Origin of the sequence: Planomicrobium stackebrandtii, assembly GCF_030814955.1 — a bacterium.
In the GTDB taxonomy this organism is placed as follows: Bacteria; Bacillota; Bacilli; order Bacillales_A; family Planococcaceae; genus Planococcus; species Planococcus stackebrandtii.
Genome location: NZ_JAUSWB010000008.1, coordinates 14621 through 38119 on the forward strand (window position 1 = coordinate 14621; position 23499 = coordinate 38119).

20 protein-coding genes are annotated in these 23499 nt (G+C 46.4%); 12 read left to right on the forward strand and 8 right to left on the reverse strand.

Going from position 1 to position 23499, the window contains the following annotated elements; all coding sequences use genetic code 11:
- Window positions 1-33: 33 nt before the first annotated feature.
- Window positions 34-1335, reverse strand: coding sequence for an NCS2 family permease (locus QOZ98_RS15035; RefSeq protein ID WP_308788183.1), 1302 nt, complete (start codon window positions 1333-1335; stop codon window positions 34-36).
- A 149-nt stretch (window positions 1336-1484) separates the two neighbouring features.
- Here QOZ98_RS15035 and QOZ98_RS15040 point away from each other — a divergent pair, with 149 nt between their 5' ends.
- Window positions 1485-2315 (forward strand): aldo/keto reductase, encoded by an 831-nt coding sequence (locus QOZ98_RS15040; RefSeq protein ID WP_308788184.1) that lies wholly within the window; start codon window positions 1485-1487, stop codon window positions 2313-2315.
- 38 nt (window positions 2316-2353) lie between these two features.
- On the opposite strand, the gene QOZ98_RS15045 is transcribed toward QOZ98_RS15040, so the two are convergent.
- From QOZ98_RS15045 to QOZ98_RS15055, 3 genes are read right to left on the reverse strand one after another with little or no spacing between them, the layout of a single operon-like run.
- Window positions 2354-3199 carry an RluA family pseudouridine synthase gene (locus QOZ98_RS15045; protein ID WP_308788185.1) on the reverse strand — a complete coding sequence of 282 codons (846 nt, stop codon included), beginning with the start codon at window positions 3197-3199 and terminating at the stop codon, window positions 2354-2356.
- Between the two features lie 54 nt (window positions 3200-3253).
- Complete coding sequence (locus QOZ98_RS15050; RefSeq protein ID WP_142828696.1) at window positions 3254-3724, reverse strand: thioredoxin family protein; 471 nt, start codon at window positions 3722-3724, stop codon at window positions 3254-3256.
- Window positions 3721-4152, reverse strand: coding sequence for a disulfide oxidoreductase (locus QOZ98_RS15055; RefSeq protein WP_308788186.1), 432 nt, complete (start codon window positions 4150-4152; stop codon window positions 3721-3723). Before QOZ98_RS15055 ends, QOZ98_RS15050 begins: the two co-directional genes overlap by 4 nt.
- Window positions 4153-4284: 132 nt before the next feature.
- Here QOZ98_RS15055 and QOZ98_RS15060 point away from each other — a divergent pair, with 132 nt between their 5' ends.
- The 4 genes from QOZ98_RS15060 (at window position 4285) to QOZ98_RS15075 (ending at window position 9872) form a co-directional block, all read left to right on the forward strand.
- On the forward strand, window positions 4285-5829 hold the full coding sequence (locus QOZ98_RS15060) for a carbon-nitrogen hydrolase family protein (protein ID WP_142828700.1): 1545 nt from the start codon (window positions 4285-4287) through the stop codon (window positions 5827-5829).
- A 190-nt stretch (window positions 5830-6019) separates the two neighbouring features.
- Complete coding sequence (locus QOZ98_RS15065; protein WP_308788187.1) at window positions 6020-7720, forward strand: phospho-sugar mutase; 1701 nt, start codon at window positions 6020-6022, stop codon at window positions 7718-7720.
- Between the two features lie 379 nt (window positions 7721-8099).
- The gene (locus tag QOZ98_RS15070; protein WP_308788188.1) at window positions 8100-9215 is read left to right on the forward strand and encodes a GAF domain-containing sensor histidine kinase; all 1116 of its coding nucleotides are present in this window, start codon (window positions 8100-8102) and stop codon (window positions 9213-9215) included.
- Between the two features lie 15 nt (window positions 9216-9230).
- Window positions 9231-9872, forward strand: a complete 642-nt coding sequence (locus QOZ98_RS15075; RefSeq protein WP_308788189.1) for a response regulator transcription factor — start codon at window positions 9231-9233, stop codon at window positions 9870-9872.
- Window positions 9873-9907: 35 nt separating this feature from the next.
- Here QOZ98_RS15075 and rsgA read toward each other — a convergent pair whose 3' ends face one another.
- Window positions 9908-10963, reverse strand: a complete 1056-nt coding sequence (rsgA, locus tag QOZ98_RS15080; protein ID WP_308788190.1) for a ribosome small subunit-dependent GTPase A — start codon at window positions 10961-10963, stop codon at window positions 9908-9910.
- 337 nt (window positions 10964-11300) lie between these two features.
- On the opposite strand from rsgA, the gene QOZ98_RS15085 reads away from it, so the two are divergent.
- The 3 genes from QOZ98_RS15085 (at window position 11301) to QOZ98_RS15095 (ending at window position 15169) form a co-directional block, all read left to right on the forward strand.
- On the forward strand, window positions 11301-12368 hold the full coding sequence (locus QOZ98_RS15085) for a phosphotransferase family protein (protein WP_308788191.1): 1068 nt from the start codon (window positions 11301-11303) through the stop codon (window positions 12366-12368).
- Between the two features lie 81 nt (window positions 12369-12449).
- Window positions 12450-13634: a cytochrome P450 family protein gene (locus tag QOZ98_RS15090; protein ID WP_308788192.1), complete on the forward strand. Its 1185-nt coding sequence runs from the start codon at window positions 12450-12452 to the stop codon at window positions 13632-13634.
- A 197-nt stretch (window positions 13635-13831) separates the two neighbouring features.
- Entirely contained in the window at window positions 13832-15169 is a 1338-nt protein-coding gene (locus QOZ98_RS15095) for a DUF2254 domain-containing protein (protein ID WP_308788193.1), read from the forward strand.
- Between the two features lie 90 nt (window positions 15170-15259).
- Here the strand turns inward: QOZ98_RS15095 and QOZ98_RS15100 are convergent, their stop codons facing one another.
- Window positions 15260-16150, reverse strand: coding sequence for a cation diffusion facilitator family transporter (locus QOZ98_RS15100; RefSeq protein ID WP_308788194.1), 891 nt, complete (start codon window positions 16148-16150; stop codon window positions 15260-15262).
- Between the two features lie 323 nt (window positions 16151-16473).
- Between QOZ98_RS15100 and chrA the strand changes: the two genes are divergently transcribed.
- Genes chrA through kynB form a run of 3 tightly spaced genes read left to right on the forward strand, consistent with a single transcriptional unit; the run spans window position 16474 to window position 19543 of the window.
- On the forward strand, window positions 16474-17646 hold the full coding sequence (chrA, locus tag QOZ98_RS15105) for a chromate efflux transporter (protein WP_308788195.1): 1173 nt from the start codon (window positions 16474-16476) through the stop codon (window positions 17644-17646).
- 19 nt (window positions 17647-17665) lie between these two features.
- Window positions 17666-18919 (forward strand): kynureninase, encoded by a 1254-nt coding sequence (gene kynU, locus QOZ98_RS15110; RefSeq protein WP_308788196.1) that lies wholly within the window; start codon window positions 17666-17668, stop codon window positions 18917-18919.
- The gene (gene kynB, locus QOZ98_RS15115) at window positions 18920-19543 is read left to right on the forward strand and encodes an arylformamidase (RefSeq protein ID WP_308788197.1); all 624 of its coding nucleotides are present in this window, start codon (window positions 18920-18922) and stop codon (window positions 19541-19543) included.
- Between the two features lie 609 nt (window positions 19544-20152).
- Here the strand turns inward: kynB and QOZ98_RS15120 are convergent.
- Entirely contained in the window at window positions 20153-20596 is a 444-nt protein-coding gene (locus QOZ98_RS15120) for an arsenate-mycothiol transferase ArsC (protein WP_308788198.1), read from the reverse strand.
- Window positions 20597-20767: 171 nt separating this feature from the next.
- Window positions 20768-21286 carry a universal stress protein gene (locus tag QOZ98_RS15125; RefSeq protein WP_308788199.1) on the reverse strand — a complete coding sequence of 173 codons (519 nt, stop codon included), beginning with the start codon at window positions 21284-21286 and terminating at the stop codon, window positions 20768-20770.
- Between the two features lie 476 nt (window positions 21287-21762).
- Here QOZ98_RS15125 and QOZ98_RS15130 point away from each other — a divergent pair, with 476 nt between their 5' ends.
- Window positions 21763-23499 (forward strand): ABC transporter ATP-binding protein, encoded by a 1737-nt coding sequence (locus tag QOZ98_RS15130; RefSeq protein ID WP_308788200.1) that lies wholly within the window; start codon window positions 21763-21765, stop codon window positions 23497-23499.

Below are 23499 nucleotides of genomic sequence, written 5' to 3' on the forward strand. Positions count from 1 at the left end.
AACCGCCAAAAGGCGGTTTTTTTAATGCAGCAATTAATGTGGGGCAATGAGCAATTGAATGACAAACAGCACAGCAAATATATAGAGGATCGGATGAACCGATTTGCCTTTCCCTTTAAACACTTTCATCAACGGATATGAAATAAACCCGAAAGCAATACCGGTTGCGATGCTTGAAGTTAGCGGCATCGCCAGCACAATGAGAAATGCAGGGAAAGCTTCGTCGAATTTTTCCCACTCAATGTGTTTTACTGCGCCAATCATTAAACTTCCGACGATGATCAATGCCGGTGCTGTTATCGCGGCCACATTTGAAAGGGCGCCGACTAATGGTCCGAAAAAAGCGGCGATGATAAACAGGATGGCGACCGTCAAACTGGTCAGCCCGGTGCGTCCACCCGCAGCAACGCCCGCTGATGATTCAACATAAGCCGATGTCGGGCTTGTCCCGACCATGGCGCCTGCTGTAGCCGCGACAGAGTCAGCGAGCAATGCCTGGCGCATTCTCGGCATTTTATTGCCTTTCATCAAGCCCGCCTGCTTGGCTACACCGATCATTGTGCCGGTCGTATCAAACAAGGTCACCAATAGGAACGAAAAGACGACTCCATACAGGCCGAATTCAATTACTAATTGAAGCGCTTCGATCGGGTTCCAGATGAGGATGCCTTCTGGCAATGAGGGCCACTGCATCAAGCCGCCTTCAAATTTTAATTGGCCAGTGAAAAAGGCGACGATTCCAGTGACGATCATTCCGTAAAAAATGCCGCCATGAATGTTTAAGGACATAAAAATGACGGTAATCAGTAAACCGAGCAGCGTCAATGCAACCGGCGGGGAAGTCAAATCTCCCAAGCCAACCAGGTTGGCTTCATTGGCGACAATCAAGCCGCTCAGCCGCATGCCGATAAAAGCAATAAACAGGCCGATCCCAGCTGTGATGGCATGCTTCAGGTTTTCAGGAATTGCCTCGATCAGCACTTTTCGCATTGAAGTCAACGACAGCAATACAAAAATAAGCCCGGCCACAAACACTGCTGCAAATGCGGTGACATAGTCGATAGCACCGTCTGAACCCAGCACCATGGACGTAAAATAGGCATTCAAGCCCATGCCCGGCGCAATGGCGATCGGGTAATTGGCGGCCAACGCCATCCATAGAGTACCAATGGCAGCCGCAATGATGGTCGCCAAAAACACTTGGTCAAACGGAACGCCCGCAGCGCCTAAAATAACAGGATTGACTATCACAATATACGCCATGGTCAGGAAAGTCGTCATTCCCGCAGTAATTTCAGTCTTTATAGTAGTATTATTTTCTTTTAAATGAAACATAAAGGGCTCCTCCTAAAACACGAACAATTTTAAACAACAAAACATATATTATTCGTTTTATTAACAGAAAGCAAGGGTCTTACAAAAAATCCTTAAAGTCGAATTTATCTAATATTATTTGTACAATAAAATAGAGAGGATGATGAATAATGAAATTAGCAATTGACTCAACAAAAACATTACATAATGGTGTAGAAATGCCGCGCTTCGGTTTAGGTGTATACAAAATGACCGATAAGGAAGCGGCCGTAGAAGCGATGATCACGGCGATTAATGCAGGCTATGGAGCAATTGACACAGCCACGATTTACGACAATGAGGCGGAAGTGGGTGAAGCGGTGCGGAATTCCGGCGTTAAGCGGGAAGAGCTGTTCATCACATCTAAAGTCTGGAACACTGACCAGGGATATGATGAAACGCTTCGTGCATTCGAAGCTTCCTTGAAGCGCCTTGGCTTTGATTATTTGGATCTTTATTTGACGCATTGGGCGATTGAAGGCAAGTACGTGGATACTTACCGCGCCATCCAGCGCCTTTATGATGAAAAGCTGGTTCGGTCAATCGGCGTGTCCAACCACCAACAGCATCATTTGGAGAAACTTTTGGCAACGGCCAATACCAAACCGATGGTCAATCAAATTGAATTGCACCCTCAACTGACGCAGGTTCCACTTCGCAGCTTTTGTGCCAATCAGGACATTGCGGTAACGTCCTGGTCTCCATTGGCGCGAGGCCGGCTATTGGAAGATCCGGTGCTTTTGGAAATCGCCAACACTTATGGCAAGACAATTGCGCAAGTGATCATCCGTTGGCACCTGCAAAGCGACCTGACCGTCATTCCGAAATCCGTAACACCTTCGCGCATTAAAGAAAATGCGGAGGTATTCGATTTTTCATTGACGGAAGAAGAAATAGAACTTATTGATGGACTGAACCAAGACTGGCGCAGCGGCACACATCCGGATGATATTAAAGCATAAGAAAAAGCAAGTTCCCCGAAAAGGAACTTGCTTTTTTATTATCTTGCCGAATCTTCCACGACCACTTTTTGATTGGTGAATGGGTGGATAAACGACATGCGGAACGCGTGAAGATGGTAGGCACCGTCCTGAGTGGACGGTCCTTCGTATAACGTATCTCCGACAATCGGATGGCCGATATGGGCAAGATGGGTACGGATTTGATGCGTACGTCCTGTTTCAAGCGTCAGGTGAAGCAAGGATTTTCCTTCCATCTGTTTCAACACGCGGTAATGCGTCACTGCACTTTGGCCCGTTTGGGAAACCATGCGGCGAGTCGGGTGATGGCGGTCGCGGCCGATCGGGAAATCAATGGTGCCGGATTTATTGTGGACTTTGCCTTTGACAACAGCTTCGTAATCCCGGACCAACTGTTTTTGTTCCAGCATGCGGTCCAATACGTTTTTTGCAACAGGATGTTTTGCGACCATTAACAGGCCGGATGTTCCTTGATCGAGGCGGTGGACGTGCTCGCCGTACGATCCGCCATTGCGGATGATGTGGCCAAGGATGGCGTTGATGAAGGTATCGGTTTGGCCGACTTCGTTTGGATGCGTCGCCATGCCTTTCGGTTTGCGGGCAACGATAAAGTGGTCGTCTTCAAAAAGGACCGGCAGCTCGACATCGTGTTTCGGCTCATACGGCGAGTCAGCAGGCGGCAAGTCGAACTGCAAGACAGTTCCTGCCGGCAATGGCTCTTTCCAGACCACTTCCTGGAATTTTTCATTTTTGACGCTTTTGGCCATACGCATTTGATGGACCACTTTCTTGCCAAGTCCCCATTCGGTTCTCAGCAATTCTTCGACGGTCATGCCGTCGTCTTTGATTTCGTAACTCCAAGTCATGTGGTTTCCTCCATAAAAAAGGATCATGCGACAGGCACATGATCCTTTTGTCAGTTATTTTTTAACTACATCAGTGAAAAATTGTTCAATATTCTCTTCTGGCTGAGCGCCGACCCAACGTGAAACTTCTTCGCCATTTTCGTAATGGACCAGTGTTGGTGTTGCTTCGATGGAGTATTGCTGCCAGCCCTGTTCATACTCTAACAGATTATACTGCAAAACGTCTACATCCATATCTTCAGCCACCGGCATCAAAACAGGGGTGGTCTGCTGGCAGTATTCGCAAGTCGGGCTGAAAAAATACACCGTGGTCGGCTCGCCGCTGGCAATCTGTTCTTCCAGTTCAGAAGGAACAACAATGTTTTGGTAATTTTCATCGTCCAATTGATCGATCGTTGCCTGTTCGAGATCTTCTGTATCGTACGGGTTATCCGCCATTTTTTCATCGTTCGCCTGGCTTGTCAAAAAGATGATTCCGGCGAAAATGACAACGACAATTCCCGCGATGATTAAAAGTTTTTTCATTTTTGCTTTTCCTCCTTAAGGGACTTCAGTAAATACAAACTCATTCCGGCAATCCCGATAAATGCGGTCAATGCCAAAAACGGAATGGTAATAAAGCCGAGAAGATTAATGTATTCTCCGGTACATGGAACCTGCCCGCAGGATGGTGCGGAATCTGCCAAAAAATCGAGTTTCTGCAAACCGTAATGGTACAGGGAAATTCCTCCGCCTACAATGGAGAAAATCAGTGTGGTTGTTGCGATCCGCACATTTTTCTGGACATAGGCCACGCCGATGACGATGACAAGCGGATACATGAAAATGCGTTGAATCCAGCAAAGATCGCAGGGGGCGTAACCGCGAATTTCAGAAAAATAAAGCGAACCCGACGTGGCAATGAGTGCCACCACCCACATGGAAAGCAAAACATTTTCCTGGCGTTTCGTCATTTGGTGTTCCCTCTTTTCAAAAAATACTTCCATAGAATTATAATTGTTATCGTGATACAAGTAAAATAATATCAACCTGAGCAACTATGCTATATAATAAAGTTTGAAACTTTTGTGAAGGAGAGCTGTACTGTGGCAGAGCAATTTGATTTATCCCATTTTGAAAAAAGCATGATCATTCGCGAAATGAATTATGCAGATATAAATGCCATCTTGGAAATGCAGCGTTTATGCTTTCCTGGAATGGATCCATGGAAAGAAGAACAATTAAGAAGCCATTTGGGTGTTTTCCCTCAAGGCCAGATGATCGCCGAATTGGACGGCACAGTTATTGGCTCATGTTCGAGTTTGCTGATTAACTTTGATGAATATGATGATCGCCATACCTGGGACGATGTAACAGACGCCGGATATATTACCAACCATAATCCGGACGGCTATAATATGTACGGCATTGAAGTGATGGTGCATCCGGAATACCGCCGTATGAAAGTTGGGCAGCGTTTGTACGAAGCCCGTAAGGAACTCGCACGCGAACTAAACTTGAAATCCATCATTATCGGAGGACGCATCCCGAATTACCACAAACACGCGGATGAAATGTCGCCCCGGGAATACGTTGATTCGGTATCGCGCCATAAAGTATATGATCCTGTATTAACATTCCAGTTGATGAACGGCTTCCAGTTGATGCGCATCAACCCGAACTACCTGCAGGACGATTTGGCATCCGGCAAATATGCAACATTGATGGAATGGAACAATGTCGATTACAAGCCGATATCCAAACGCCATTTCAAAACAAGTTTGCCGGTCCGGATTTGTGTCGTGCAGTATTTGATGCGCGCCATCAAATCATTCGACGACTTGGCAAGCCAAGTTGAATACTTTGTAGATGTCGCTTCAGATGCCCATTCAGATTTCGTGGTATTCCCTGAAATCTTTACATCGCAGCTGATGTCATTCCTCAACGAGCCATCGCCAAGCCAGGCCGTGCGCAAACTGACTGAATACACGCCTCAGTATATTGAGTTGTTTACCGACCTTGCAGTCCGCTACAACGTCAATATCATCGGAGGATCGCATTTCGTCAAAGAAGAAGACGATGAAATCTACAACATTGCGTATCTGTTCCGTCGTGACGGATCTATCGACAAGCAGTACAAAATCCACATCACACCAAACGAACGCAAATGGTGGGGAATTTCTGCCGGAGATTCCGTCCGTGTCTTTGATACGGATTGCGGAAAAATCGCCATCCAGATCTGCTACGACATCGAGTTTCCTGAACTCGCCCGCATCGCAACAGATATGGGGGCCAATATTATTTTCACGCCATTCTGTACGGAAGATCGCCAAGGCTATCTGCGTGTCCGTTATTGTGCACAGGCACGTGCAGTGGAAAACCAAATTTATACCGTCATTTCCGGAACGGTCGGCAACTTGCCGCAAACCGAAAATATGGACATCCAATATGCTCAATCGGGCATTTTCGCTCCATCCGATTTTGAGTTTGCACGTGATGGAATTGTCGGAGAAACCAATCCAAACCTTGAAATGGTGCTGATTGGGGATGTCGATTTGGAAATCCTGCGCCGCCAGCGCCAAAACGGGACGGTCAAGCAATTAAAAGACCGTCGCCACGATGTCTACCGGGTAGAATACAAAAAAGATTAATCACAGCCGCTTCCTTAAATGGGAGCGGTTTTTCTTTGGAATATTTGGTAAAATGGAGATTAACCAAAAGAATTTATCTTTATAGGGCGCATCCGGCATAACTTCCGCAGGAATGTGTGATTCTTTTGTAGAATAGCTACAGGTGAGGATCAATAGTTAAATTTATATCACTATAGATGGGGGAATGTATATGTCATGGAAAGAACGCATCAAACGCTGGCTGGATCACGAAGGATTAGATGATGAAACACGGCAATCGCTGAATGTGCTGAAAGAAGATGAGAAATTGGCGGAAGACGCCTTTTATCAGGATCTGGTTTTCGGTACCGGCGGAATGCGCGGTGAAATCGGACCCGGCACAAACCGGATGAACGTTTATACCGTGCGAAAAGCTTCACAGGGCATTGCGGATTACATAAAACACAACGGCGAGCAGGCGATGGCACGCGGAATTGTCATCGCTTATGATAGCCGCCGCATGTCCCCGGAATTTGCGGAAGAAGCAGCCCGGACTTTTGCTGCAAATGGCATCCATACGTATCTGTACAGTGGAACTCGGACGACTCCGCAGCTTTCCTTCAGTGTTCGCTACTTGAATGCGTTTATGGGCATCGTCATCACAGCCAGCCATAATCCGCCGGAATACAACGGCTATAAAGTCTACGCGGAAGACGGCGCCCAGTTGAACCTAGAAGATGCCGATCGCGTTATCGATTATGTCAGCCGCGTTGAAGACGAGCTGGCCATTGTCAACGAAGGGTTTGACGAGTCGCTGCTAGTGCGGATCGATGAAAAATTGGATGAAGCTTATCTGGCTAACGTATTGACCGTTCAGGAGCATGACGCAAGACCGATTTCTGCAGTCTTTACACCACTTCATGGAGCTTCCGGTGCAACAGTCAAACGGCTGTTGGATCATGCAGGCTATGATCAGATAACGTATGTGGCCGAACAGATGGAGCCAAATGGTGAATTTCCGACGGTCAGCTCTCCAAATCCGGAAGAAGCTGAGGCATTTGAGTTAGCTGAGGAATATGGCAGAAAATCTGAAGCCGACTTGCTGATTGCCATCGATCCGGACGGAGACCGCGTCGGCATTGCAGTGTGGAGCGGACGGCAGTACGAGTTGCTGAGCGGCAATCAGACCGGAGCTATACTCATTGAGTACTTGTTAAGCCAGAAACAAATAAAAGACACATTGCCTGCAAACGGGCGCATCTTTAAAACCATCGTTACATCGGAATTCGGGCGTGTAGTGGCTGAATCTTATGGAATTGGCTGCGAAGATGTCTTAACAGGTTTCAAATTTATCGGGGAAAAATTACGGCATAATGATGCCGATCCGCAATTTGAGTTTTTATTCGGATACGAAGAAAGTTACGGCTATTTGATCAAAGACTTTGCACGGGACAAAGATGCGGTGCAGGCGACTTTATTGCTGGTCGAAGCGGCATCCTTCTATAAGAAACAAGGCAAAACTCTGCATGATATTTTGGTTGAACTCTATAACCGTTTTGGCTGGTACCGGGAATCACTGGTATCCGTCACTAAAAAAGGCATCGAGGGGGCACGTGAAATCACTGCGCTGCTGGAAGACTTGCGGAAAGAGCCGGTTCAGGCGCTTGCCGGCATCCCTGTTGTATCGATTGAAGACTACGAAACTCAGAATCGTAGTTTTGTCGATTTGGGCACTAATGAAAAAATTGAGTTGCCGCAATCGAATGTTATTAAATACTTCCTGGAGGACGGCTCATGGGTGTGTGTTCGCCCAAGCGGCACAGAACCGAAAGTGAAGTATTACTTCGGCATCACGGCTGCAACTCAGCAGGAAAGCGACGAAAAGCTGGAACTTCTGAAAGAATCATTTTTGGAAGAAGTCAATAGCCGTTAATTTAACCAGCTCCCTGAAAAGGGGGCTTTTTATTTCTGATACGGGCACTTCCGCTTTTCTCAGTGTCTAGTTGCAGTGCCTAGCTCTTCGGGATGTAAGCCACTCTGGCTATGCGGCTGAAAACACGCCGCTTCGCCAGATCGTCTTACACCTGTCAGAGCTGAACAGGCACTTCACTTTTCTCGATTGTCCAGACTCCAGCAGCCAGCTCTTCGGGTCATAAGCCATCCCGGCTATGCGGCAAAGAGCACCGCTTCACCGGACTGTCTTATGCCTGTCAGAGCTAAGCGGGCGCTTCCGCTTTTCTCGTACAAAAGTACGAGGGAGGATTTTTTTGAAAACGTGTATGGTTAAATCAGTACGAATGAGGTGAGCATTTATGGCGGTCGGAGAACCTTCCAATATCACGTTATTGAAAGAAATAGCCGAACTGCTTAATGAGGAAACGGACATGGTGCGCATGTTGGAAGGCGCCATCCGAAAGTTATTGAGCGGTTCTACTTTTGAAACAGCCTGGATTTTTTTTATTGATGAAAAGGGCAAGCATCAATTGGTGGCACAGGCTAATTTGCCGGAATCTTTGGAAGGCAATAATTGCCGGCATCTGCAAAAAGGCGGCTGCTGGTGCGTCAAACGCTATCATGATGGCGATCTGGAAAAAGCATCCAACATTATTGCTTGCCAACGAATTGAAAACGCCATGCCGGCAAAATCACGTGAACCCGGAAGCATTACACATCATGCTACGGTTCCGCTGCAGTCAGGCAAGGAGAAGTTCGGTCTGTTGAATATTGCTGCACCGGATACTGTCGGTTTTTCTGCAGACGAGTTGGCTCTTTTGGAGTCGGTCGCTTTTCAAATTGGTTCTGCAATCAAGCGGATTGGCTTGACCAAACAGGAACAGGAGTTGGCTCTTGTGAAGGAGCGCAACCGGTTAGCCCGCGATCTGCATGATTCGGTCAATCAATTGCTGTTTTCGGTAACCTTGACTGCCCGTGGAGGGGTGGAAATGTCCGAAGACCCATCCGTGCAGGAAACGTTTCGTGATATCCAGCACCTGACACAGGAAGCGTTGAATGAAATGCGGGCGTTAATTTGGCAGCTGCGTCCCAAAGGTTTGGAAAGCGGACTGCTTGATGCTATTAAAGGCTATGGTGAAATGCTCGGATTGACAGTGGAAACAAAAATGACCGGTGTTATCCAGCTGCCGTCGCGCATTGAAGAGACCTTGTTTCGGATTGCACAAGAGTCGTTGAACAATGTCCGGAAACACGCAGGGGTCAGCAAAGTCGAACTGTATTTGTCAATCACCGCAACAGATGTTTTGTTGGTGCTTAGGGATGAAGGCCGGGGATTTGTTTTTGACCACGGTGTCAATCTGCCATCCATCGGCATCCAAAGTATACGCGACCGCGCTGAAACAGAAGGCGGCACAGCTGATTGGTCGAGTGAAATTGGCAAGGGAACGGAAATTCTGGTGCGGATTCCGTATTAATAGGGAGTGGAAATCATGGTGAAAGTATTGATAGCCGATGACCATCATGTGGTGCGGCGAGGCTTGCTATTCTTTTTAAAAACACAAAAAGATATTGAAGTGGTGGGCGAAGCAGTAAATGGCAAAGAAGCCGTGGAAATGGCTGCTGTGCTTCAGCCGGATATTGTGTTGATGGATTTGATGATGCCGATCATGGACGGCATCCAGGCCACCCGATTGATCAAGGAGAAATTTCCGGATATGATTGTGCTGATGCTGACCAGTTTTTCAGATCAGGACCATGTAGTTCCGGCAATTGAAGCGGGAGCTGCTGGCTACCAATTGAAAGATATCGAACCCGATGAATTAGTGGCATCGCTGCGCAGTTTGATGCGCGGTGAAAACACGCTTCACCCGAAAGCTTCGTCCGAGCTTATGAAAGCTCCGGCCGAACCTGCGCCGCATACGATCAATCAGTTGACGCCGCGAGAGCAGGAAGTGCTGGCTGAATTGACGAAGGGCAAAAGCAACCGGGAAATTGCGGCTGCACTGTTTGTCACCGAAAAAACGGTAAAAACCCATATTTCCAATATCTTCATCAAGCTGGTTGTTCAGGACCGGACGCAAGCGGCGCTATATGCTGTCAAACATGGGCTGACAGAGCCGGAAAGAAGATAAAAAGAGTGCAACGGAATTTTCCGTCGCACTCTTTTTTACCGTTTTTTAACCGGACGTTTCCGGTAGTCTTTGGTCAATTGCTTCCATTTATTGCGCTCTGCTTTTTGCGCAGCCGCATCACTTTTTCGTTCCATATGGGCGAGCTCGCGCTTCAGCTTCAGGTAGCTCTGGTAACGTCCGGCATCCAGCTCGCCGCTTTGGAGGGCTTCCTGAACGCGGCATCCGGGTTCGTCATGATGGCCACAGTCGCGGAACCGGCAGGCGAGTGCCAACTCTTCCACATCACTGAATCCTGCTTCGACGCCTTCTGAATAATCGCCTAACTGAAATTCACGCATGCCGGGAGTGTCAATCATCAATCCGCCTGCTGGCAGTAAAATCATTTCCCGGTGGGTAGTTGTATGCCGGCCCTTGCTGTCATCTTCACGGATATCCTGCACCGTCATCCGTTCGCTGCCGGACAGGGCATTGATCAATGATGATTTACCGACTCCGGAAGAACCAAGCAAAGCACCGGTTTTGGAACCGGCCAGCTGGTGCTGCAGCTCTTCAATGCCTTCGCCGGTAACTGCCGACACTGCATACACAGGAACACCGAATGCCACGCTCTCGACTTCCCGCAAGTAAGGTTCAATGTCCGGGCATTGGTCTTTCTTGGTCAACACGATTACAGGATTCGATCCCGAATCCCAGGCAGCTAATAAATAACGCTCCAGGCGCCGGACGTTGAAATCATGATTCAATGACATCGCCAAAAAGACATAATCCACATTGACGGCGATCAATTGGATATTGGAAGTTTCACCTGCCGTTTTTCTGGAAAACTGGGAAGTGCGGGGCAGCACTTGATGGATGATGCCTTTTTCTTCACCCGGCATTTGTTCGGCCATAACCCAGTCACCGACGCATGGAAAATCGGTGTGGTTGTGCTGGTGCCTGTATTTGCCGGACAGGGAGCAAAGCCATTCTCCATTTTCCGTGACGACGCGGTATAGATTTTTATGCTCTAACGTGACGCGTCCTGGTATTCCCGGTGCGTTTATTTTTTCCTGCCAGCTGGTATTCCAGCCGTACTGTTCTATCATAGTCAATGTTGTTTCCTCCTATTTATGCAAAATAAAAAACCACGGATGCGCGCAATTCGCAGTCCGTGGTCTCCAGGCATAATGGAAGAAGCGTATCGTCAGCGATACACAGGAGGAGACACTATAGACTGGAATTGCGTATTCAAAAATAAAATAGCCATAATGCCTCACCTCTTTCTTCAAGTTACATTAAAGATAAATGAAATTTCCTTTCCGGTCAAGAAAAAATTTGGAATATTGGAAATGAGGCTTCTTGCATTAAATGGATGATAGCGCTAACATAAAGTGACTATTCCGATTATTCCAGTCAGCTAAACTTATTTGAAACAAAAGAGGTGGAGAAATGGTAGAGCAAAAAGGCATGATCATTACCGTAAGATCAGGAGAAGGGCTTAACAAGAAAGAGCTTGAACAATTTCTGCGCAAAAACATCAAAGACTTGCCTCAAGGAGAGCTTCGTATACACCAGTTTGGCACGGGGCATTCCAATTTAACATACGCTCTGCAAATCGGAAGTTGGGAAGCAGTACTGAGAAGGCCGCCGCTTGGTCCCGTTGCACCTAAAGCACATGATATGGAACGGGAATTCAAGATCCTGTCTGCGCTCTATCCCATTTTTAAGACTGCCCCAAAGCCTTTGGTTTATTCGGAAGACGCATCCATTATCGGGAGCCCCTTTTTTATTATGGAAAGAAGACATGGAATTGTTTTGGACAACGAGTTTCCGGAGGGAATTGAGCCGACCGAAGAACTGGGCAGGAAAATTTCAGAGAAAATGGTCGACACTTTGGTTGAACTTCACTCGCTGGATTACAGAAAAACCGCATTGGCTGATATGGCAAAGCCAGAAGGTTTTATGCAGCGGCAAGTCGAGGGGTGGATCGGCCGTTATGAACGTGCGCAAACAGATAAGATTGAAGGCATAGACCAGCTTATGGGCTGGATGCTTGCGAACATACCCGTCTCGCAGGCACCTGCGATTATCCATTATGACTTTAAGTTGAATAATGCCATGTTTTCGGAGGATTTTTCGGAAATGACAGGATTGTTTGACTGGGAAATGACGACAGTTGGAGATCCGCTCGCAGACTTAGGAGCTGCCATGAGCTACTGGATTCAGGCGGAAGACCCGGATTTATTGAAAAATGGGCTCGGGAAAGCACCCGTAACGGTGTTGAAAGGATTCTATAGCCGTGAAGAGTTTATCGCGAGCTATGGCGAAAAAAGTGGGCGTGACGTCTCGGATATGAACTTTTATTTGACGTTTGCGTATTTTAAACTGGCGGTCATCATCCAGCAGATTTACTATCGGTATAAAAAGGGGCAAACACAAGATCCCCGGTTTGCGCATTTTGATCAATTCGTCAAAAGTTTGATGGCCCATGCGTTAGCGACTGCTTCCAAAAAGTAAGCATATAGGAGAATTTGGTAAATTTGAACGAGGTGAGTCCATTGCGCGCAGGGTATAGAAGAGGGAAAAGGAGGAATGAAAATGACTTCAAATGATTCAGGCTTGTTTACAGACCAATTTACACAGAATCCCTACCCGACCTACAGCAAATTGCGGGAAGAAGATCCGATACACGCAGTACGTTTTCCGGATGGCCAAAGCGGCTGGATGGTGACGCGTTATGAAGAGGCAGAAAAAGTGCTGAAAGATCCACGGTTTACGAAAGATCTTTCAAAAATTTATGGAGGCAGTATGGATCAGATGAGCGTCTTTACACAAAACATGCTGTTCTCAGATCCACCGGACCATAAACGGCTGCGCGGTCTTGCCCAGAAAGCTTTTACGCCTAAAATGATTTTGGGTATGCGCGAGCGGATACAGGAAATAACGGATGAGCTATTGGCGGCAATGGAAGGCCGAGACCAAGTCGATTTGATTGATGAATTTGCTTTTCCATTGCCGATTATCGTCATTTGCGAAATTCTGGGTGTACCTTCAGCAGATCGTGACAAATTCAGGCTGTGGTCGAACTCGATGATCGAAGGCACCAGTGGAGAGCTGGGAGTCACTGTCCAACAGCACATGAATGAATTTGTCCAATACTTAGGCCAGTGGTTTGCCAAAGTCCGCGAGCACCCTGGAGACGACTTGATCAGCAAATTGATCCAGGCAGAGGAAGAAGGCGACCGCTTGAGCGAAAGAGAGCTGTATGGAGTGGTGACTCTATTGATCATCGCTGGCCATGAAACAACGGTGAACTTAATCGGTAATACGGTTTTGTCCCTGTTGGAAAACCCAGAGCAGCGAAAGCTGTTAATGGAGAAACCGGAACTCGTTAATCAGGCAATCGAAGAGTCCTTGCGCTTTAATGGACCGGTGGAGTTCAGCACGTCACGGTGGGCAGCCGAAGATTTTGAATTTCAAGGAAAAGCGTTGAAAAAAGGCGATCTGGTCGTCGCTTCGCTAAATTCTGCCAACCGTGATCCAGACCAATTTGCCGATCCCGAACTGTTCGATATCCAGCGTGAAAAAAGTCCGCATCTGGCATTTGGGAAAGGCATCCATATGTGCCTTGGAGCGCCTCTTGCACGCCTAGAAGGAGAAATTGCCATTGCGAGCCTATTAGATCATTTTCCAAAGATGGGGCTGGCTGTCAAAAGCAGCGATCTTGAATGGCGGCCGGGTATGATTGTCCGTGGCGTCAAGGAATTGCCAATTCGTTTATAAATTTGGAGGACCGGAACTCTAAATCCGGTCTTTTTTAGTTTCTTAAATATTTTTATGGCTTTGGCTGCATCGTTTCAAATGCTAAGGACACCTCAGGCAGCTAAAGGATGCAGGTCAGTCAAGGATAGTGACCCGTAAAAAAAGGATTGGCAGCTGTGGTTTTTCCTAGAAAGCTTGAAAGAGATGATGCCAGCTAAGTGGTGAAATCCAAACAGGAAATGAGGGAAGTAGGCGTGAAACCCATTGCTTATTTATTAAAAGAAAAAGTTTGGATCACTCCGACAATTTATTGTGCGGCAGCCATTCTCCTGTCTTTGGCCAGTTTTTATATAGAGTTGTTCGTAATTAGCCGGTTTGATGTTCACATCCCTTCTATTTTCTTGACAGGAGTAGAAGACGCTCAAACTATATTAGGCATTTTAACAGCTGCCATGCTCACCATGACCACTTTTACGTTTTCAACAATTTTAGTCGTTCTGACAATGTATTCTTCACAATTTTCTCCTCGAGCACCTGAAAATTTCATTCGCAGCCGGACCACCCGACATGTACTCGGAATCTTTCTTGCGGGTTTTATCTACAATATGCTATCTCTTCTATATCTTCAAGAAGATGTTTTTGATCATGAAGTATTGACTACATCTATCGGCATACTCATTGTCTTCTTTTGTATAGGGGCTTTTGCTTATTATGTTCATTTTGTGGCATCCAATGTCCAGGTCAGCACCCTCATCAATAAGCTGATCGAGGATGGAGAAGATGTTATTTCCTATTATGAGAAGCTGCATGAAAAAGACTATGTTTCATTGGATAGCTGGAAACCTCAAGGGGAGCAGCAAACCATTCGAGCAGATAAGGCGGGATACATTCAATTTTTTGATTTGATTGGTTTAGTTAAATTTGCTGAAAAGCAGGAAATTGAAATTGATCTGGCAGTAAAAATTGGTGATTACTTATATGAAGGGAAACCAATGATTCATGTCTATCATAAGAATGGCAAACAACTGGATTTCAAAAAATATTATGCCATTGGTGACGATCGAACAGCTGAACAAGATTTAGGCTATGCGATTCAGAAGGTGATTGAAGTTGCTATACGCGCCATTTCACCAGGAAGGTTGGATCCGAATACATGCAATAATATTTTGATTCGGATAGGGCCGTTGTTAGGCAGAATGGGACACTTGAAAACTGATGGATTAGTATTGACGGATGCTAATGAGAATAATCGGGTTCTGTATCGTTTTTCAGCTTATGAAGATATTTTATATCGAACTTTTCATCAAATTTCCTATCACGGAAAAAACGACATTTCGGTAATTGCATCAATGACCGATTCCTTATTGATTGCTGCCTCACTAGCCCCTGAAGAGCGGTATGAAGCCATCTGGAAAATACAGCTTTACTTGTTGGAAGGGATTAATGAACAGGAGCTGAAATCGATAGATCGTAATTTTTTACAGCAAAAATTAAATGATCTTGCAGGTCTTACGGGTCATCCTGAAATCCGAATTGGTTCACAGAGCAAAAAATAGACAAAAGAATCCGCCCTTTGGAAAGAGCGGATTCTTTTGTCATGGGCTGTTTAGTTTGCTGCATTGAAATTCTTATGGTCAACGAATCAATTAATCTTCTTGACTGTCAGAATACGCATAATCCGGTTCAATATGAACAAGAATAACGCAATGAGGTTTGACTTTCTGAATTTTTCTTTCGATTTCCTCTGTGATCCAATGGCTTTCCACGACATTCAAATAAGGGCCGACACTGACCGTTAAATCGATGAACATGACATTGCCGTGATTGCGTCCTTTAAAGTCGCGCAACGCGATGACGCCAGGAACTCTCCGTACCAAGACAGACAGGGTTTCAACTTCGTCTTCATCAAAGCCGTCCGTTAGCGTGATGACGGACTCTTTAAAGATATCGAGTGCGGTCTTGATGATGATCAGTCCGACAATAAAGGCTGTAACAATATCCAAAATCGGTGCACCAAAGATTGCCCCAATAATACCAATTCCGGCACCGATACTGACCAGAGCATCTGACCGATTGTCATAAGCTGCGGCACGTACAGCAGAACTTTTGATTTCTTTGCTGAGTTTCAAGTTATAGCGATACACTGCATACATTACGATTGCCGAGAAAAAAGCGACCCAGGCCGTAATTAATGAAGGAGCTTCCGCAGCTGGTTCAAAAATTGACCGTACAGCATTGGTCAGAACTTGCAGACCGATGACTGCCATGATGAAAGAAGCCAAAAGCGAGGCAATTGTCTCGGCTCGCAGATGGCCGTAGTGATGGTTTTCATCCGGCGGCTTCTGAGAAATTCTGAGGCCGACCAGCACCGCGATAGAGGCAATGATGTCTGTCAAGTTGTTGAAACCATCCGCTTTCAAGGCTTCAGAAGAACCCCAAAAACCAAAAAAGAGCTTAATCGCGCTGAGAAAAACGTATGCCCCGATGCTGATCCAGGCGCCTTTTTCCCCTTTGCGTAAATTTGTATACAGGTCCATAAAGTTTCCCGCCTCCAAGTCGCTGAAACAAAGTGAAACGACCCTCAAAGGAGGGCCGTTTCACTATCTTTATTTTGTATTTTAGTAAGTAGAATATATAGTTGGGAGCTCATATATGAATGGCGAAGTTCTAGATTGGATGAGTAAAATGGACGGATGCCGTCAAACCGTCTTTTAATAGTATCGATGTCTTCGGGAGCAATGTCAATACCCAACAGCTTCCATTACAGAGCAGTTCATAATTTTTACATAAATTTAATGTTGAAACATATAAGCAAACAGTTATGCTTATAATTAGAATCTTTATTTTAAAGGAGAGAGCTATGGCTAAGAAAAGGAACAACTATTCAGAAATTTTAAAGGCTTCGACTAAATTAGGGCTAACTTCATTTGGAGGGCCTGCTGCGCATATCGGCTATTTCAGAGATGAGTATGTCACCAAAAGAAAGTGGCTGGACGACAAAGCATACGCAGATTTAGTGGCACTTTGCCAGTTTCTTCCTGGACCTGCCAGTTCACAGGTGGGGATTTCCATTGGCATGCTGCGAGGGGGGATCTTCGGCGGATTTTTATCCTGGTTCGGATTCACGATGCCTTCAGTTATCCTGCTTTTGCTATTTGCACTCGTTGTCACCAATGGATCGTTCGACAGCGGATGGATCCAGGGGCTGAAAATTGTCGCCGTCGCTGTTGTAGCACACGCGCTACTGGGGATGGGTAAAAGTTTAGCGCCTGACCGGCAGCGAATCGTGATTGCGGTAGGAGCGGCTATCATCATTTTGTTGATACCGACAACCTGGGCGCAAATCGGAGTCATTGTTTTGGCAGGCATACTTGGCTATGCTATTTACCGAAACGACAAAGCACCTGATCCGGTCAAACTGGTATTGAGTTTTGGAAAAAAGACTGGCTTAGCCGCTTGGGCTATTTTTGCCACCTTGTTGATCGGCTTACCATTGATCCGGCCGTTTATTGAATCCACTTCTTTCGCTATTTTCGATATTTTTTATCGGGTTGGCTCGATTGTTTTTGGTGGCGGCCACGTTGTGCTGCCTATGCTCGAGCGGGAAGTGGTGCCGGAATGGATGGCGCCTGATACGTTCATCGCGGGCTATGGAGCGGCTCAAGCCGTGCCAGGACCACTCTTTACACTGGCTAGTTATTTGGGTCAATTGATGAATGGTGGGTGGGGAGTGGTGATTGCTGTAATTGCCATGTTCTTGCCATCATTCTTGTTGATCATTGGCACTTTGCCTTTCTGGAGCATCATACGTACGAAGTCTGGAGTCCAGGCAGCATTAAAAGGCGTCAATGCCAGCGTGGTCGGGATATTGCTGGCAGCCTTGTATGATCCTGTCTTCACTTCAGGAATCCGTGGACCTGTTGATTTTGCAATTGCGATAACTGCCTTCACAATGTTAGTCTATTTTAAACTGGCTCCGTGGATTGTCGTACTGATTACGGCAGTTCTCGGTGCAATCGCTTATGCGATGTAATGGCTGAAGGAGGATGGAAATGGTGACAAGCAAGGAAAGAGATCAGCAGGATCCGTTAGCGAATTTTAAACAGGAGTTTTTTGTAGAAAAAGATACGGTATATATGGACGGCAACTCACTTGGACTAATGTCGAGGCGGGCAGAAGCAAAACTGCAGGCTTTAATGGACAGCTGGAAGACATTTGGCATTGATGGATGGACCGAGGGAGAGCATCCTTGGTTTACTTTAGCGGAAACGATGAGCGCACGCATTGCACCATTGGTCGGAGCAGAAGTCCACGAAGTAATGGTGACTGGATCGATTACATCGAATATCCATCAAATGCTGTCAACGGTGTTTCAGCCGACAAAAGAACGTTATGCAATCGTCGTGGACGACTTGAATTTCCCTTCCGACATCTATGCGGTGGAGAGTCATCTTCGGCTGCGAGGACTAGACCCGGCACAGGCGATGCGTAAAGTCGGAAGCAAAGACGGCTACACGCTGGAGCTGGATCAAATTATTGAACAGATGAAAGACGATGTGGCTGTTTTGCTGCTGCCGTCTGTGCTGTATAGAAGCGGCCAATTATTGCCGATTCGTGAAATAACACAAGCAGCCCATCAAAAAGGAATTATCGTCGGTTTTGATCTGGCGCATTCAATTGGTGCCATGCCGCATGAATTACATGATGCGGGAGTGGATTTTGCTGTCTGGTGCCATTATAAATACATGAACTCGGGACCGGGTGGAACAGGCGGACTTTATTTGCATGAGCGCCACCATGATTTGCTTCCAGGCAATGCCGGCTGGTTCGGTTCTGATAAGACGCGCCAATTTGATATGGACCACGAATTTTCGAAAGCGAAGGGGGCAGGTGCATATCAAATTGGGACGCCGCATATTTTCAGCATGGCTCCACTATTGGGGAGTCTGGAATTGTTTGAAGAAGCGGGGATTCAAGCGGTTCGCCAAAAGTCGCTCGAGCTGACAAGTCTACTGAGACAATTGGTCGGACAGAAGATTCCTGAATTGGTTGACGTAACACCTATTAATGACGAGGCAAGAGGCGGCCACATCGCTTTTTCCCATCCAGAAGCTGCACGGATCTGCAAAGCATTGAAAGAAGCAAAAATCATTCCCGATTTCCGTGCCCCGAACATCATACGGCTGGCGCCTATCGCATTTTACACATCGTTTAGTGATGTGGAGCAAGTGGCAGAAAAACTGCAGAGCATCATGAAAAACGAAACCTACAAAAACTTCAGCAATGAACGAAATGTGGTGGCTTGAATGGAACCCAAAAATATTATCGATATTTCCATGGAATTGAGCAATGGAACGCCTGAGTGGCCGGGAGATATGCCGTTTAGCTACGAATTGTCTGTCACCAAAGAACAAAGCGGTTCAGTCAATGTTGGAAAACTGCAGTCCAGTACCCACGTCGGCACGCATGTAGATGCACCTTTTCATTACGATGATGATGGGATTAAAATAGATGAGCTGCCTTTGGACATCTATTTGTCGAAAGCGCAGGTTGTGGATGTCAGTGGGCTGAGCACAATCAGTGCAGCAGATTTGGTGTCGCTTGAAGAAGGCGTAACAACTTTATTGCTGAAAACCGTGGCCTGGAAAGACAGGAGCCGGTTCCCCGAAACATGGCCGGTGTTTGATGAGTCGATCGCAAAGTGGATGGAAGATAATGGTGTGAAGTTACTTGGAGTCGATGTGCCTTCGGTAGATCCGGAGACCAGCAAAGAACTGCCGATGCACCAAGCAATGAACCGGCACCAGCGATTTATTCTGGAAGGTATAGTACTGGACGATGTGGCAGAAGGGGTTTATCGTTTAGCAGCGTTACCATTAAAAATCAAAGGCGCAGAAGGCAGCCCAGTACGCGCAATCCTTTATACTTAATAAAAGCGAAAGCAGCCATAAGCAGAAGCTAATTTAATAGCGCGACTTCCTGTCGCAACGGTTAGCTGACCCGCATCCTGCGGCCCTCCGACAAGCGCTGGAAGCCTTACCGGTAATGGCGATCTTTGCCATTGTTGGTAAGGGTGAAGCGACTCGAGGGGCTGGGCGCTGGAGTCTGGACAATAAGAAAAGCGCAAGCGCCCATGTAGGTCCGACGGGCATAAGACGCTCCGGCGAAGCGGCGTTTCTTCAGCCGCACAGCACGAAAAGTGAAAGTGCCTGTTCAGCTCTGACAGGTGTAAGACGCACTGGCGAAGCGGCGTGTTTCAGCCGCACAGCCAGAGTGGCTTACATCCCGAAGAGCTAGGCACTGCAACTGGACATCGGAGTGGCTTATGACCCTAGGGCCTGGGTGCTGGAGTCTAGACAATAAAGAAAAGCGCAAGCGCCCATGTAGGTCCGACGGGCATAAGACGCTCCGGCGAAGCGGCGTTTCTTATGCCCCTAGGACCTAGATTTAAGAGTTTACCCTTTAAATTTAAGACTCCTATATATTAGATTTTCTTTACACGCAAATAAAACCATCACCGATAATTATCGGCGATGGTTTTATACGTAATCTGCACGGAAATACGATTCCATGTTTTTTATGTTCATTGCAATTTCATCGCAAATCTCTTGGTAAAGTGCCCATTGTTCTATGCTGTCGGTGCTCCGCAGCTCGGGGTTGCGGATGTCCCAGCGCAACAGTTTCTGGCTGGGCAAGTCAGATGGAATGTCTCCTTGTTCAAGGTCGCCGTCGTGCAAAGCGATAATCAGATCAGCTTCGCTTACTTCTTCTGAGTCGTAGGCACGTGCTTCAACTTGAGGCAAGTCCAATATAACTTCTTTCATTACTTCCAAAGGCATTTCATTGGTAGAGGATTGTGAATCCTGTGTCCAGGCAGCGCTGCGAATTTCCCAATCAGGAAGCATGAGCCGATTAGCCCAAATTTCAGCCATTAAACCACGATGCTGGTGGGAAGATAAAAAGTAAACTGTATGTCTTGGCATGGGTGATCCCTTCTTCCTGTTGGTCAACGCGTATTTTTGTTACTAGTAATCTTTACCCATCCATTAGGAAAATAAACTACCAATTTTGTGATGAAATTGTGATGTTTTTACGTATTAATGCTCGAAAATCCGATCTGCTGGCAATAAGCGTTTGCCAGCAGACCGGATTTTTTATTTGACTACCAATATCGAACTTGGAGAGTCTTTGATCAGTTTTTTGCTGACCGATCCAACAAAAAATTTCTGCAGTCCAGATTTTCCGCTATTGCCGATCACCAGTAAATCGATATTCTGTTCCTCGATAAAAGCAGAAATCGTTTTGGCAGCATTTCCTTCAAGGGCGAGTACAGAAGCTGTGGTGTTGCGTGCGTCCAGCTGCTGCTGAATAGATGTGTGCATGTGCTTTGAATATTCAACTGTAGAGTTGTCATATTCCTTTGGTGGGCTGAAGCCCTCGTCGCCTATTCCAGGTGGCATAAACTGAGCATAATTGCTGTCAACATTGGCTGAAATGACAGGAGCTGAAGCAGTTCCAGGATCCATATAGCCGATACTTTCCCGAGATTCCTCATTAACGTAGATTACGGAAAGCTTGGCATCTGGCAGGGCTTTCACAAGTTCCACCGCTTTCTCAAGCGCGAACCGGCTTCCTTCAGATCCATCATATGCTACTGCAATGTTTTTATACATTTCCATCACCCCGTCCTTTTCCTTTAAAGGTAAATTACCCTCAAGCCGTAGATTGAAAACATCACTAAGCTTCTCTGAAAAGAAAGTATTGTCGAAAAATCTTGACAATTCAAAAAAGACTTTGGTACTCTTGAATTAACAAATAAAAGGAAATGGAGGTTTTGATAATGAAAAAGCTGAAAAACATAAAGAAGATCAATTTAATATCATTATCGGAACCTCCTGTATTTTTTTCCTGACCTTATTTCGGAAATAGAAATATTCAGGACGGGTCTGTAAAACTGTCCTGTTTTCATGAGCGTGCGCCCATAAACGAGGCGTGCGTTTTTTTGTGGTTTGATCAGTTTCAAAGCTGTTTAAATAAAAATCAACGAGGAGCTGTTGGAGATGAAAATACTTCATAAAGGGAAAATCATGATCAAGGAATCGTTAGAAGGCGATTAGCGGATTTGGAAAAAAGAAAGAAGGCGTAAACAATGTTTGATGTATTGTGGAAATTAAAATGGTTTTTTAAAGAAAATTGGCTGCGTTATACCACAGCGATTGTTCTGCTGTTTTTTGCAAATATTTTAGAAATCATCCCGCCATGGCTGATCGGAATCGCAATCGATTCGATAGCTCAAGGAGAACTGACTGCAGAATTGATGTGGCAGTATATTGCCGTTTTGGCGGCAGCCTTAGTATTGGCCTATTTGATCAATTTTGTTTGGCAATATCAATTATTTGGCGGTGCTTATGTAATCGAGCGACAACTTCGTTCCAGCCTCATGGGGCATTTCCTGAAAATGACTCCGACTTTTTACGAGAAAAATCGGACAGGCGACCTGATGGCACGTGCTACCAATGACTTGAAGGCAATTTCTGAAACAGCCGGCTTTGGCATTTTGACTCTGGTCGATTCCACTTTATACATGGCGACCATCATCATTGCCATGGGCATGCTGGTTTCATGGGAATTGACATTTCTTGCAATGATTCCACTGCCAATCCTGGCGATTGTAGTCCAAATGCTAGGGAAAAAGATTCACACCCGTTACATGGAGGCGCAGGAAGCGTTCGGCGATATGAACGACAGTGTGCTGGAGTCGGTCGGAGGTGTGCGCGTTATTCGGGCATACGTCCAAGAACGGGCGTCGGAGCAGCAATTTGCCGATATGACAGACGATGTTTATGAAAAAAACATGGCAGTAGAGCGGATTGACGCTTTGTTTGCGCCAGTGACCAAAGTTCTGACATCCATCAGCTATATGGTGGGTCTTGGCTATGGAGCATTTTTAGTGGCGGAAGGAACGATGACGCTTGGCGACTTGGTCGCGTTCAACGTTTACCTGGGAATGATCGTCTGGCCGATGTTTGCTATCGGCGAACTGATCAATATTCTGCAGCGGGGAAATGCATCCTTGGATCGGGTTAATGAAACACTGGATTATCCAGAAGATGTGACCGATCCCAAAAATCCTGTTAAAACCGGGCTTCCGGAACAGATTGGCTTCAAGGATTTCAGCTTTACGTATCCACAGTCAAGTTCCATCAATCTTCAAGGCATCAATCTTTCGATGAACAGCGGACAAACACTGGGAGTTGTCGGCAAGACCGGCAGCGGGAAAACGACTTTCGTCAAGCAATTGATGAGAGAGTACCCGACCGGACAAGGATCTATACTAATGAACGGCATCGAATTGAAGAAATTGACGAAAGACCAATTGCGCAGCTGGATCGGCTATGTGCCGCAGGATCATGTACTGTTTTCGCGGACCATCCGGGAAAACATCCTGTTTGGAAAATCGGACGCCAGCGAGAGAGAACTGATCGAAGCGCTTCGCCTGTCTTATTTTGAAAAAGATTTGGCGCTATTGCCAAGCGGGCTGGATACATTGGTCGGTGAAAAAGGAGTAGCCTTGTCCGGTGGCCAGAAGCAGCGTATTTCGATTGCCCGGGCATTGATCAAAAACCCGGAAATTCTGATATTGGACGATTCCTTGTCGGCGGTCGACGCGAAAACGGAAGCACGGATCATTGAAAACATCCAGGCAGAGCGTTCGGGCAAGACAACCATCATCACTACGCACCGGCTTTCTGCGGTAAAACATGCAGATTGGATCGTCGTGCTTGATGACGGGAAGATTATAGAAGAAGGAACTCATGATGATTTGCTGAAAACAAAAGGCTGGTATAACGAACAATTCCTCCGACAGCAAATCGAGGAGGTGTAG